11 protein-coding genes are annotated in these 13,076 nt (G+C 69.0%); 10 read left to right on the top strand and 1 reads right to left on the bottom strand.

Going from position 1 to position 13,076, the window contains the following annotated elements; all coding sequences use genetic code 11:
• Positions 1 to 28 precede the first annotated feature (28 nt).
• From ACOQPE_RS02945 to ACOQPE_RS02965, 5 genes are read left to right on the top strand one after another with little or no spacing between them, the layout of a single operon-like run.
• The gene (locus tag ACOQPE_RS02945) at positions 29 to 1,588 is read left to right on the top strand and encodes a carbohydrate ABC transporter permease (protein ID WP_420610431.1); all 1,560 of its coding nucleotides are present in this window, start codon (positions 29 to 31) and stop codon (positions 1,586 to 1,588) included.
• Complete coding sequence (locus tag ACOQPE_RS02950; RefSeq protein ID WP_420610432.1) at positions 1,585 to 2,577, top strand: carbohydrate ABC transporter permease; 993 nt, start codon at positions 1,585 to 1,587, stop codon at positions 2,575 to 2,577. The genes ACOQPE_RS02945 and ACOQPE_RS02950 overlap by 4 nt, the downstream gene beginning before the upstream one ends.
• Entirely contained in the window at positions 2,574 to 3,515 is a 942-nt protein-coding gene (locus ACOQPE_RS02955; RefSeq protein WP_420610433.1) for an aldo/keto reductase, read from the top strand. The genes ACOQPE_RS02950 and ACOQPE_RS02955 overlap by 4 nt, the downstream gene beginning before the upstream one ends.
• Positions 3,512 to 4,684, top strand: coding sequence for a Gfo/Idh/MocA family protein (locus ACOQPE_RS02960; RefSeq protein WP_420610434.1), 1,173 nt, complete (start codon positions 3,512 to 3,514; stop codon positions 4,682 to 4,684). Before ACOQPE_RS02955 ends, ACOQPE_RS02960 begins: the two co-directional genes overlap by 4 nt.
• 31 nt (positions 4,685 to 4,715) lie before the next feature.
• Positions 4,716 to 5,786 carry an LLM class flavin-dependent oxidoreductase gene (locus tag ACOQPE_RS02965; protein WP_420610435.1) on the top strand — a complete coding sequence of 357 codons (1,071 nt, stop codon included), beginning with the start codon at positions 4,716 to 4,718 and terminating at the stop codon, positions 5,784 to 5,786.
• A 121-nt stretch (positions 5,787 to 5,907) separates the two neighbouring features.
• On the opposite strand, the gene ACOQPE_RS02970 is transcribed toward ACOQPE_RS02965, so the two are convergent.
• Positions 5,908 to 7,068, bottom strand: coding sequence for an ABC transporter ATP-binding protein (locus ACOQPE_RS02970; protein ID WP_420610436.1), 1,161 nt, complete (start codon positions 7,066 to 7,068; stop codon positions 5,908 to 5,910).
• 101 nt (positions 7,069 to 7,169) lie between these two features.
• Between ACOQPE_RS02970 and ACOQPE_RS02975 the strand changes: the two genes are divergently transcribed.
• The 5 genes from ACOQPE_RS02975 (at position 7,170) to ACOQPE_RS02995 (ending at position 12,986) form a co-directional block, all read left to right on the top strand.
• A complete protein-coding gene (locus ACOQPE_RS02975; protein ID WP_420610437.1) occupies positions 7,170 to 7,931 on the top strand; it encodes a class II aldolase/adducin family protein in 762 nt (253 codons plus the stop codon).
• A 95-nt stretch (positions 7,932 to 8,026) separates the two neighbouring features.
• The gene (locus tag ACOQPE_RS02980; protein ID WP_420611343.1) at positions 8,027 to 9,799 is read left to right on the top strand and encodes a glycerol-3-phosphate dehydrogenase/oxidase; all 1,773 of its coding nucleotides are present in this window, start codon (positions 8,027 to 8,029) and stop codon (positions 9,797 to 9,799) included.
• 60 nt (positions 9,800 to 9,859) lie between these two features.
• Positions 9,860 to 10,618 carry a crotonase/enoyl-CoA hydratase family protein gene (locus tag ACOQPE_RS02985; RefSeq protein ID WP_420610438.1) on the top strand — a complete coding sequence of 253 codons (759 nt, stop codon included), beginning with the start codon at positions 9,860 to 9,862 and terminating at the stop codon, positions 10,616 to 10,618.
• 128 nt (positions 10,619 to 10,746) lie between these two features.
• Positions 10,747 to 11,733, top strand: coding sequence for an SDR family NAD(P)-dependent oxidoreductase (locus tag ACOQPE_RS02990; protein WP_420610439.1), 987 nt, complete (start codon positions 10,747 to 10,749; stop codon positions 11,731 to 11,733).
• 137 nt (positions 11,734 to 11,870) lie between these two features.
• On the top strand, positions 11,871 to 12,986 hold the full coding sequence (locus ACOQPE_RS02995; RefSeq protein ID WP_420610440.1) for an extracellular solute-binding protein: 1,116 nt from the start codon (positions 11,871 to 11,873) through the stop codon (positions 12,984 to 12,986).
• Positions 12,987 to 13,076: the final 90 nt, after the last annotated feature.

Below are 13,076 nucleotides of genomic sequence, written 5' to 3' on the forward strand. Positions count from 1 at the left end.
GTGATTGCGCGCCTGCAAGACTGCGACAATGGGCGCGCTAGGCGGTGCGCTGATCGGCGTGGTCATCGCCATCGGCGCCAGCACTGCTCTGTTCTTCGGAGCGAACTGGCTCTTCGACCTGGCGGTTGATCGCTGGCGCACGTTTCTTTCAACCTCTGGCGCACTCGTCGGTGCGCTGATCGGCGCAGTCATCGCCGGCAATGACGTTGCTGGTGGGCCACTGTGGCTCTGGGCGGCGGTGTGCGCGGTCGTCGGTGCTGCCGCCGGCATTGCGGCCAGCCTGCTGGGCACGCCGTCGAAGTCCAGCCGGACCCGCCTGTCCGAACGCGGGCGTCTCGTCACCTTCCTCGGGCCGTCGCTGCTGTTCGCAGCGCTGGGGCTGGTGATCCCGCTGCTCAGATCGATCTATCTCTCGCTGCTCGACTCGCGGGCCGCCGAATGGGTGGGGCTCGCCAACTACGGCGAGATACTCACCAACCCCAACAGCCTCGACCTGAGCGGCTGGACCGAGATCTTCACCAGCCGTCTCTTCTACGCCGCCCTTGTGCTCATCGCCGTCGGTCTGGGGATCGGCATGGCAGTGGGCCGCCGCCGCGGCCGCACCATGGAGGCCCTGCCCGGCTCGATCGGCCCGATCGCCATCGGGCTGTTCGTGCTCTCGTTCGCCGTGTTCACCACACTGCGGGGCACTGTCATCAACAACCTGTGGTGGGTGGTGGTGGTGACGGGGCTGTCCACGGCACTCGGGCTGGCTGCGGCGGTGCTCGCTGACGGGGTGCGCGGAGAATCGGTGGCCAAGAGCCTCATCTTCCTGCCCATGGCGATCTCGTTCGTGGGCGCCGGGATCATCTGGCGCTTTATGTACATCGCCCGGCCGCCCCAGAAACCGCAGACAGGGTTCCTCAACGCCATCTGGGTCTGGCTGGGCAGCCTGCGGCCGCGCACCAGCGGCGCGTGGGTGGCTGTCCTGGTCCTGGCCCTCGTCACTGTGCTGCTGGCGGGCCTGTGCGCGTTCGGGGTGAGGCGGCGGCAGACCGCGTTCGCCATCGGCGCCGCAGTCACCGCCATACCGGTGCTGTGGCTGATCTACCGGTTCCTGGGGCCCGGGCTGGGCGGTTCGGTGCCCGGCCCGAATGGCGAGCACATCGCAGGCACCATCCTGTTCCTGCAGGAGGCGCCGTTCAACAACGTGTGGCTCATGGTGGTGCTCATCTGGATCCAGACGGGCTTCGCCATGGTGATCCTGTCGGCAGCCATCAAGGCAGTGCCCTCTGAACTGATCGAAGCAGCGCGGGTGGACGGGGCCACCGAACGGCAGACGTTCTGGAACGTCATCATCCCCACGATCATCCCCACCATCACGGTGGTGGCCACCACGCTGATCGTGCTGGTGATGAAGGTGTACGACATCGTGAAGGTGATGACCGCCGGCAACTTCGGCACGCAGGTCATCGCGAACGAGATGTGGCAGAAGGCGTTCACCGAGCTCAACTTCGGCTTGGGCTCCGCGCTGGCCGTCGTGCTGTTCCTGGCCGTCGTGCCGGCCATGGCGTTCAACATCCGGCGCACGCAGCGAGCAGACGCATGAGCACGGTCACCGCTTCGAGCCCCGGCCCGGCTGCTGGAGGCGGCCGCGGCGCAGGCGGCGCCATCGAACGGGTCGACCGCACCGGCAAGCTGATCTACGGCTTCCTGCGCCGCATCCCGACATGGGTGCTGTGGCTGATGGTGATCGTATGGAGCATCCCGGCGAGCAGCCTGTTCCTGAACTCGTTCCGCACCCGTGACGCGCAGCGCAACAGCGGCTGGTGGGAGTCGTTCAACGAGGGCGGGTGGACGCTCGCCAACTATTCCGAGGTGCTGGGCACCGAGCAGACCGGCGGGTTGGCGCGGGCACTGGTGAACTCGTTCGCCATCGCCATTCCGGCCACGGTGATCCCGGTCGCGATCGCCGCCATGGCGGCCTATGCCTTCGCTTGGATCAAGTTCCGGGGCCGGGAGTGGCTGTTCATCGTGTTCGTGTCGCTGCTGGCACTGCCGAACCAGGTGGCACTGCTGCCGCTGCTGCAGCTCTACGCCGGCGGGGCGCACTGGACCATTCCCGGCACCGAATTCACGCTGACGCTGTTCCCAGATTTCGACCTCGCCGGCAGCGCCACCGCGGTGTGGCTGACGCACACCGCGTTCGCCCTGCCGTTCGCCGTGTTCCTGCTGCACAACTACATCGCGTCGCTGCCCGGCGAGCTGTTCGAGGCCGCCCGCATCGACGGTGCCGATCACGTCACGATCTTCTGGCGGCTCGTGGTGCCGCTGTCGGTGCCTGCGCTGGCAGCGTTCACGATCTTCCAGTTCCTGTGGACGTGGAACGACTACCTCGTGGCCATCACCATGATCGGCTCGAACGGCGAGGCATGGCCCGCCACCATCCGCATCGCCTCGCTGGCGGGCGAGTTCGGCTTGCGCGAGCACGTGCTGTCTGCGGGCGCGTTCGTGCAGGCAGGCGTGCCGCTGATCGTGTTCTTCGCCCTGCAGCGGTTCTTCGTGCGCGGGCTGCTGGCCGGCTCGGTGAAGTCTTGAGCGCAGGGAGCGCTGGGAACTTGGTGCGCGCGGGCGCGCGACGGCTCGGGCCGGGCGGCGTCGAGATCGGCCCGCTGGCGCTGGGCCTCTGGCGCTTCACCGGCACCGATGTCGGCCAGAACGCCGCGCTCGTCGAGGCCGGGCTCGAGCTCGGCATGAACTTGGTGGACACCGCCGACGTGTACGGCTTGGACTGGGGCGGCACGGGCTTCGGTGCCTGTGAGGAGAACCTGGGTGCGGTGCTGCGGGCCCGGCCCGAGCTGCGCGATCGCATGGTGCTCGCCACCAAGGGCGGCATCGTGCCGCCGGTGCCGTACGACTCGGGCGCGGCCGCCATGCGGTCGGCGTGCGAGGCCTCGCTGGCCCGGCTCGGCACCGACCGCATCGACCTGTACCAGGTGCACCGGCCCGACATGTTCACCCACCCAGCCGAGGTGGCCGACACGCTCGACGGGCTGGTTGCCGACGGGCTCGTGGGCACCGTGGGGGTGTCGAACTACACGCCGGCGCAGACCCGGGCGCTGGCGGCTCACCTGGACGCACCGCTGGTGAGCACCCAGCCCGAGTACTCGGCGGCCTGCCTGGACGCGCTGCGAGACGGCACGCTCGACCTGTGCTCGGAGATGGGCATGGTGCCGCTGGCCTGGAGTCCGCTCGCAGGCGGGCGACTCATGGCACAGAGCCCGCCGGCCGGCGACGACAGCGGGGTGCGGCCGGAACTGCTGGCCACGCTGGACCGGCTGGCCGAACGGGAGGGCGTCGACCGCGCCGCGGCGTGCGTGGCCTTCGTGCTCGCCCACCCCACCGCGCCGGTGGCCATTGTCGGCACGCAACAGCCTGAGCGCCTCGAATCGCTGCGGGCAGCGCTCGGCGTGCAGCTCGACCGCAACGACGTGTACGACATTGTCGAAGCCTCCGAAGGTCAGCCATTGCCGTGAGCGACGGCACCCAAGAGGCTGAGACGGAAGGCGAAGCCGTGGCCGGAGCGGCCGGTGAGCCGATTCGCTTCGGCGTGATCGGCACCGGCATGATGGGCCTCGAGCACGTCGCCAACCTCGTAGCGCTCGACGGCGCTGAGGTCGCGGCGCTGTGCGACAACTGGGAATCATCGCTCAAGGCGGCCCAGCACGAACTGGCCTGCAGCGGGCTCGACCCCGTCCCCAGCTTCGGCAGCCACGACGCACTGCTCGATGCGGGGCTCTGCGACGCAGTGGTGGTGGCAACGCCGAACCACCTGCACACCGACATCGTTCTCGACGTGGCGGACGCCGGTGTGCCCCAACTGGTCGAGAAACCGCTGGCCACCACGCTCGACGACTGCCGCCGCATCATCGACGGCGTCGAGGCGCTCGGGCCCGATGCACCGCTGGTGTGGGTGGGCCTGGAGTACCGCTACATGGCGCCGGTGGCTGCGTTGATCGAGCAGGCTCACGCCGGCGCCGTGGGCCGCATTGCGATGGTGGCGATCCGCGAGCACCGCTTCCCCTTCCAGCCGAAGGTGCGCGACTGGAACCGGTTCAATCGCAACACCGGCGGGACCTTGGTGGAGAAGTGCTGCCACTTCTTCGACCTCATGCGATTCATCGTCCGCGACGAGCCGGTCCGTGTGATGGCGTCGGGCGCGCAGGATCTGAACCATCTCGACGAGACCTACGACGGCGAGACGCCCGACATCCTGGACAACGCCTTCGTGATCGTCGACTTCGCCTCGGGCGCGAGGGCGTTGCTGGACCTATGCATGTTCGCCGACGCCACGCGGAACCAGGAAGAGCTGTCGGTGGTGGGCGAGCGCGGCAAGCTCGAGGCGCTGATCCCCGACGACGTGCTGCGGGTGGGCTTGCGGGGCCGCGACGGGATCGGCAACGTCACCGAGCACCCGGTCGCCAGCGCCGCGCCGGTGACCGGTCTTCACCACGGATCGTCGTACATCGAGCTAGAGCGCTTCCGTGACGCAGTGCTCACGTCGAGCCCGGCGGAGTGCACGCTGGTCGATGGGCTGTGGTCAGTGGCCATCGGCCGGGCCGCCCACGTCTCGATTGACGAGGGCCGACCAGTGCAGATGAGCGAGCTGCTCACCCCTGCCGAACTCGCCGGGCTGGGCCAATGAGCACCGCGGCCCAGCTCGCGGAGCCGCGGCCATGAGTACAGCCGCGCCGGAGATTGCGTGGTTCTCGGCGCTGTGCGACGACGACTACGAGTTCCTCGGCGTGCCAGACCCGAGCCTGGCCAGCTCGTGGGACCACTGCGCAGACATCGTCACCACCGCCGAGCGCAACGGATTCGACAACGTGCTACTGCCCTCGGGATACACGCTGGGAATCGACGCCACAGCGTTCGCCGCGGGCATTTCCACCCGCACCAGTCGCATCAACCTGCTGCTGGCCGTGCGCATGGGCGAACTCTGGCCGCCGCAGTTAGCGCGCCAGCTCGCCACGATCGACCAGATGGCAGGCGGGCGGCTCACCATCAACATCATCTCCAGCGACCTGCCCGGCGCCCCGCTGCCGTCGGCGCCTCGCTACCAGCGCACCCGCGAGTACATGGAGGTGCTGCGTACCCTGCTCAACGGCCAGCCGGTCGACTTCGACGGCGAGTTCGTCTCGGTGCAGCTCGATCCCCCACGCGTCGGCACCGTGAAGGGCCAGTGCCCGCCCTTCTACTTCGGCGGCTTCTCCGACGACGCCAAGCACACCGCCGCGCTCGCGGCCGACGTGTTCCTCACCTGGCCCGATACCGTCGCAGGCGTTGCGGCAACCGTCACCGAAATGCGAGACCGGGCCGCGGCAGTAGGTCGCGAACTCAAGTTCGGCCTGCGAGCGCACATGATCGTGCGCCCCACAACCGCAGAAGCCATGGATGCCACCCACCGCCTGGTCAGCCAGCTCGACGACGACACCGGGGCCACAATCCGAGCCCGAGCACTCGACTCGGCCTCAGTAGGCGTACAACGCCAAGCCCAACTACGCGAAGGCGCCGACAAAGACGGCTTCGCCGAAGAAGGCCTCTGGACCGGAATCGGTCGAGCCCGAAGCGGAGCCGGCGCAGCAATAGTCGGCAACCCCGACGAGGTGGCGGCCAAGCTCCACGCCTACCAAGAAGCAGGCATAGACGCCTTCATCCTCTCCGGCTATCCCCACCTAGCCGAATGCAACCGCTTCGGCCAACTAGTCCTGCAATCCATCCCCCACCAAAAGCTCTGGAACCCCTGATCCCTCAACCGCGGATGGCACAGATGCCATAGCTGCGGAGGCGGCAGGAGACTCGGCGACGTTGCGACCGGCTGGATCGCTGGTCGCCGAGGGTTCTGCCGCCTCCGTAGCGGGCCCACGATCAGCTGCGGATAGCGGCTTCGGTCTGGGGATCGAAGAAGTGAAGCCCGCTCACGTCGACGGTCAGCTCAACCGTGGAACCGGGCCGGGCAGCACTACGAGGATGCACCCGAGCAATCACCATCCGATCCTCAATGCCCTCCAGAGCATCGGGATCACCAGCCTCCACAGAAGGCGCATCAAGCGGGAAGTGCAGCAGCAGATCCGAGCCCAGCGCCTCGGTCAACGACACCGTCGCCGCCAAGCGCGGCGCCCCGTCGTCGGTAGCCACGGAAGCGTCCTCGAAAGCCTCCGGCCGGATGCCCACCACCACGTCGGCCCCGTCGTAGCTCCGCAAGGCGGGATTCGCCGCGAGCACCTGTTCATTGAGCAACAGCGTCTGCGAGCCCAAGTGCAGCTGCCAGGCGTCGGCGCCGCTCTCGAGCCGCGCCAGGCGCAGGTTCATCGCCGGCGCGCCGATGAAGCCGGCCACGAACAGGTTGTCGGGCCGCTCGTACAGGTCGGTGGGGTCGTCGACCTGCTGCAGCAGCCCGTCCTTGAGGACAGCCACACGGTCGCCCATGGTCATGGCTTCCACCTGGTCGTGCGTGACGTAGATGGTGGTGGCGCCCAGCCGGTGCTGCAGGGCCGTGATCTCGGCGCGCATCTGCACCCGCAGCTTGGCGTCGAGGTTCGACAGGGGTTCGTCCATGAGGAACACCGCCGGGTCGCGCACGATGGCCCGGCCCATGGCGACGCGCTGGCGCTGGCCGCCCGAGAGCTGTGCCGGCTTGTTGCCGAGCAGCGGTTCCAGCTCGAGCAGGCGTGCGGCGGTGCGCACCCGCTCCTCGACTTCTGCCTTGGGGACGCCCGCCAGCTTCAGGGGGAAGCCGATGTTGCGGGCCACGTCGAGGTGTGGATACAGCGCATAGCTCTGGAACACCATGGCGATGTTGCGATCCTTGGGCTCCACGTCGTTCATGCGCTCGCTGCCGATCAGCAGCTCGCCGTCGCTGATCTCCTCGAGCCCCGCCACCATCCGCAGCGCCGTCGACTTGCCGCAGCCCGAGGGCCCCACCAGTACGAGGAACTCGCCGTCGGCGATGTCGATGTTCAGGTCGGTGACGGCGACGAACCCGTTCGGGTACTTCTTGGTGAGCCGGTCGAGGGTGACCGTTGCCATGAGACCCCCCATTTCAGGCGCACAGACCTGCGTGGCCGAGACTAGTCCGCAAGCGATTACGGACGTATCCGGTGCACCCCGGGCGTGGCAGAATTCGCGAAGTGACTGCTTGCGACCCTGCCACCGAGACCGCCGAGCCGTTCGAGGCCGACCCGCACGCCGAGCGCTCCCGCCTGCTGGCCGACCTAGCCCAGGCATACCGCCTGTTCGGAACGCTCCGTTGGGGCGAGCTGGGCGACGGCCACATCACCTGCCGCGACCCGCTGCAGCCGGACCACATGTGGCTGCTGCGGTACGGCGTGCCGTTCGAACGAGCGACGGTCGACGACCTCGTGCTGCTGGCGCCCGACGGCACCGCCACCGACCAGCAAGGCAGGCCGGCAACCATCAACAACGCCGCCTACCACATACATCACCCCATCCACGAGGCGCGGCCCGACATCCGTGCCGCCGCACATACCCACACCCAGTGGGGCACGCCGTTCTCGGCTGAACGGCGGATGATCGAACCCATCAACCAGGAGGCGACCTGCTTCTTCGAAGACCACGCACTCTTCGACGACGGGGAAGTGCAGGTCCTCTCCACCGACGGCGGCAAGCGCATCGCCGCTGCCCTCGGCGACTGCCGCACCGTCATCCTGGCCAACCACGGGCTGCTCACGGTGGGGGCGAGCCCGGCCGACGCGGTGGGCTGGTTCGTGCTGGCCGAACGCGTGGCTGAGGTGCAGATGAAGGCCGCCCGCGGCATCCCGATCTCCGCCGAGGACGCACGCATCGCGCAGCGCAACCTCACTGAGGGAGACTTCGGCTGGATCCTGTTCGGCTGGGCGGCCCGCCGTCACCTGCCCCACGAGTTCGCCTAAGCAGGGCGGGCACTTCGCAGAGCGGCTGAACAGTGAACGAACCTGCCGCGACCGGCGACGGCGCGTCCGAAGCCGATGCTGCTGGCGACAGCCGGCTGGGGCCGGCGCAGCGGGCCGCGTGGCTCGACGAGCTCAGCGGCGGCCACGGTGACGGCCGCGTCGACGTGGTGGTCATCGGCGGCGGTGTCACCGGAGCCGGCTGCGCGCTCGACCTGGCGCTGCGGGGTCACAGCGTGGCCCTGCTGGAGCAGCGCGACCTGGCGTCGGGCACCTCGAGCCGTTCGTCGAAGCTGATCCACGGGGGCCTGCGCTACCTGCAGCGCCTCGAGTTCGGCCTGGTGAAGGAGTCGCTCACCGAGCGCCGGCTGCTGCTCGGACGGCTGGCGCCTCACCTCGTGCGCCCTGTCCAGTTCCTCTACCCCATCCGGCGAGGCTGGCGGGAACGGCTGCGCACCGGGCTCGGCATCGCGCTGTACAGCGCGATGGCCGGTCGGGGGCTCCACGCCCATGGCTCGCACCGACACCTCGGCAAGCGCGGCACCCATCGCCTGGCACCTGGCCTCGACGCCGATGTCGTGCGGGGCGCCATCACCTATTGGGACGGCCAGACCGACGACGCCCGGCTGGTGGTGGCCATCGCCCGCACGGCTGCCGCTCATGGTGCACGCATCCTCACCTCCACCCGCGTGCAGGAGCTGGTGGTCGCCGACGGTGCCGTCCGCGGGGTCATCGCGCACTGCGGCGAGACCGGTCGCACCTTCAAGCTGGACGCCGATGCGGTGATCAACGCCACCGGCGTGTGGACGAGCCAGATCGAGCAGCTTGCCGACCGTGGCACCCGGCCCCCCGAGGGGACCCGCACCCGGATCCGTGCATCGAAAGGGATCCACCTGCTGGTGCCGCGGGATCGGATCGACCTGCAGTGCGGGCTCATCGTTCCCACACCGCCCAGCGTGCTGTTCGTAGTGCCGTGGGGCGAGCGCTGGATCGTCGGCACCACCGACAGCGACTGGGATCTCGACTACGCCCACCCCGCTGCCAGCAGCGCCGACATCGAGCTGCTGCTCGAACGCCTCAACAGCGTGCTGGCCCGCCCGATCGGCCGTGACGACATCTGCGGTGTCTATGCCGGGCTGCGACCGCTGGTGGCCGGCGATGCCCCCGATTCGGCTGAGCAGTCGGCCAAGCTGAGCCGCGAGCATGCGATCACCCGGGTCGCGCCGGGACTGGTCTCGGTTGCCGGCGGCAAGTACACGACCTACCGGGTGATGGCGGCCGACACGGTCGAGCTGGCGCTCGGCGAGGTGTGGGCGGCCCGGGGCCACACGGCGCCACGGCTCGCCGGCCGCCGCCGTGACGCTGCCGCCCGCCGATCCGCCACGCTCGTCACGCCGCTCGTGGGTGCCGACGGCTACGAGGAGCGGCGCCGGCGTCACGACGAGCTCGGTGCCCGGGTGGGCCTGAGCCGCTCCACGGCCGCGCACCTGCTCGACCGCCACGGCGATCGGATCGACGAGGTGCTCGAGCTGATCGCCGCCCAGCCCGACCTGGGCCGGCCCCTGGCAGAAGGGCTGCCGTACCTGCGTGCCGAGGTGGTCCACGCAGTACGCCACGAGGGGGCACTGCATCTCGATGACGTGCTGACCCGGCGGACACGGCTGTCGGTGGAGTCGTGGGACCGCGGCGTCGACGCCGCGCAGGACACGGCCGAACTGATGGGCGCCGAACTCGGCTGGTCACCCGACACCGTCGAGCGCGAGGTGTGGCACTACCAGGCACGAGTCGAAGCCGAACGCGACAGCCAAACGAGGCCCGACGACCAGACCGCCGACGCCGCCCGCCTAGGCGCCCCCGACATCCGCCGCTGAACAGTCAGGTACAGATGCCAGAGCGGGCGCACCTAGCTGCGCGACTCCTAGATTGACGCGATGGTCGTTGATTACGAAGTCCAGGGGCGGGTGGCGATCTTCACGCTGAACCGGCCCGAAGCCCGCAATGCCATCAGCCACGAGGTGTCCTCGGAGATGGAAGCCCATCTCGACACCTTCGAGGCCGATCCCGAGGTGTGGGTCGGGATCCTGGCCGGCACCGGCACCGTGTTCAGCGCCGGCGCCGACCTGAAGTCGGTGGCCGCCAAGAAGCCCATCGAGACCGAAAAGGGCGGCTTTGCCGGGCTCGCCCGCTACCCCCGCACCAAGCCGCTCATCGCGGCGGTGGACGGGGCGGCGCTGGCCGGCGGTCTCGAGATCGTGCTGTCCTGCGATCTCGTGGTGGCCTCGCCGCGGGCCCGCTTCGGCATTCCTGAGGTGAAGCGGTCGCTGGTGGCCGCCGCGGGCGGGCTGTTCCGCCTGCCGCAGGTGGTGGGCCGCAACGTGGCGCTGGAGCTGGCCATGACGGGCGACCCGATCTCGGCCGAGCGGGCCCACCAGCTCGGGCTGGTCAACGAGATGGCCGCCGAGGGCGAGGTGGTGCCCGCCGCGATCGAGCTCGCCGGGCGGATCATCGCCAACGCTCCCAAGGCCGTGCGCGAGAGCCGCGCCGTGGTGCTCGAGAGCCATGCGCGCTCCGAGGACGACGGCTGGGAGATCACCAAGGATCACTTCCGCAACATCCTCGGCACCGAGGACTTCCTGGAAGGGCCACGGGCGTTCGTGGAGAAGCGCGATCCCGTCTGGACCGGCCGCTAGCCGAACCAAAACGCGTATTTCGCGCCTGTCCACGTAGGGCAGACTCGCGGTCTGCACCGGCCGTCCGGCCGGGAGCTCAACTGGCAGATTCCGACACATCAGCCCGTCGCTCACTGAGGAGCAACGCCATGACCTACACCGCGCCCACCGACAGGTTCCGCTTCGATGCGCTGCGCGGCGGCGTAGAGGGCAAGCGGGTGCTCATCACCGGTGCCGGCAAGGACGGCGGCATCGGCCAGGCGATGGCGCTCAGCGCCGGGCTCAACGGCGCCGACTCGGTCGGCATCCACTTCCACCGCAGCTACGAGGACGGGTTCGACCTGGTGGACCGCCTGCGCGACGAGGGCGTGCATGCCTTCCCCGTGCAGGCCGATGTCACCAACCTGCGGGACCTGTGGGCCATACGCAGCTACGTCATCGATCAGATGGGCGGCCTGCCGCCGAACCTGGTGATCTGCAACTCCGGGCTGACCGAGTCCGGCTACAGCCTCGGCCGCACACTGCGGCCAGTCGAGGGCGAGTCCTCATCGCTCAGGCGGGCCCGGGTGCGCCAAGCCTTCATTGAGAACCTGGAGCAGTCACGGTTGGTGCTCGACACCAAGGTCGACGGCTTCTTGGCATCGACCCACCTGTGGGCGGGCGAGGCGGTGTACGCCGGCGAGCAGGCGCAGTTCGTGTACGTGTCGTCGCGGCAGGCCGTCGACCCGGGCCCGGCGGTGCCCGGCTACGCGCTGAGCAATTGGGCGGTGCTGCAGCTTCCCAAGGTGCTCAAGGTGAACCTGGGCCGCAGCGCCGACCTCGTCACCTGCTTCACGCTGCTGCTGCCGTTCGTGCGCACGGGCATGACCAACGAGTACGCAGGCAACGAGCGGGTCTTCGGGCGCTGGCAGCCGCGGATGCTGGAGCCATGCGAGATGGCCGAGGCGTTCATGGAGTTGCTGGCCCGCCCCACCGACGAGACCGACGGCGCCATGTACGAGCTGATGGTGAACGCCGCCGACGAGGCCGACCCGGTGGGTCCGCCGGCGGTCGAGCTGATCTGGCACCAGCTCGCGCTGAATCTCGACGAGCAGCCCGTCGACTGGAGCGCCGCCGAGCCGCTTCGCTTCGACTGACCTCGATTCCCGTTCCCAGATGCGGAGAGCGGGCAGGCCCTGTGTCCGGCCGTGGGTGTGGGGCTGATCAGGTCGCTCGATATTTGTAGTTAGGTTTACTTTACAACAGGTGACAACCGCCGCTATAGTGCGGCGCCATGTTCAAGAACGACACGACTGCACTTCCCCGCCGACGAGCCAGCGGCTCCGCCAAGCGCTTGCGCCTCGCGGCCCTCATCGTCGCCCTCGGCGTGGCGGCGGCAGCATGCGGCTCCGCACGCACGCTGGAAGGCACCGCTGCGGAGATCTACGACGGGGAGTGCGTCTCGGAATCGGACCGGCAGCTCACGGTCTATTCGGGCCGCACCGAGAATCTGATCCAGCCGGTCCTCGACGCCTTCGAGTGCGAGACCGGCATCACGGTGGCGGTCCGGTGGGGCGCCTCCACCGATCTGGCCCTGCTGCTGGCCGAGGAAGGCGACCGCACACCCGCCGACGTGTTCCTGTCGCGCTCGCCCGGCCCCGTGGGCTTCCTGGCGAACCAGGGGCTGCTCACCACCGTCGACGGCGACGTGGCGAACCTGGTCACGGCCGACCACCGGTCCGACGCCGGAACGTGGGTCGGCTTCACCGGTCGCCAGCGCGTGCTCGTCTACAACCTCGACAGCGTCGCCGACGACGAGCTGCCCGCATCGATCTTCGACCTCACTGACGAGCGTTACCGCGGGCGGGTGGCCGTCCCGGCAACGAACGGCTCGTTCGTCGACTGGTTCACCGTGTTCCGCGACCAGCACGGCAGCGACACCGCGGCGCAATGGCTCGACGACATGGTGGCCAACGACGCCCGCTACTACCCCAACAATCGGTCCATCGTCGAGGCTGCCGGGCGCGGCGAGATCGATATGGGACTGGTGAATCACTACTACCAGTACCAAGTGGCCGCGGCCTTGGGCGACGATCACCGCGCCGCCAACTGGGACTTCGCCGGCGACGACGTCGGCTCGATACTCATCATCACCGCCGCCACGGTGACCACCGCCAGCGACGACACAGACATCGCCAACCAGTTCATCGCCTACCTGCTGAGCCAGGCCGCCCAGCAGTACTTCAGCAACGAGACGCTCGAGTACCCGCTGGCGGCCGGCGTGGCGCCCGCAGGCGTCCTGCCCCCGCTGGGCGGCCCCGAGATCGGCAGCATCGACTTCGACGCCTTGGGCGACGGATTCGCACGTTCGACGGAGATCATCGAAGCAAGCGGCATCCTGAACGAGTGACCTCAGCACAGCCGCGTTTAGTACGTGCGCGGATTGGCGGAACTCGCCGTCGCGTTGCCCGTTGCTTCCCGCTCTTGTTCGCTGCGCTCA

It is taken from the genome of Candidatus Poriferisodalis sp., assembly GCF_965219595.1.
Classification (GTDB): domain Bacteria; phylum Actinomycetota; class Acidimicrobiia; order Acidimicrobiales; family Poriferisodalaceae; genus Poriferisodalis.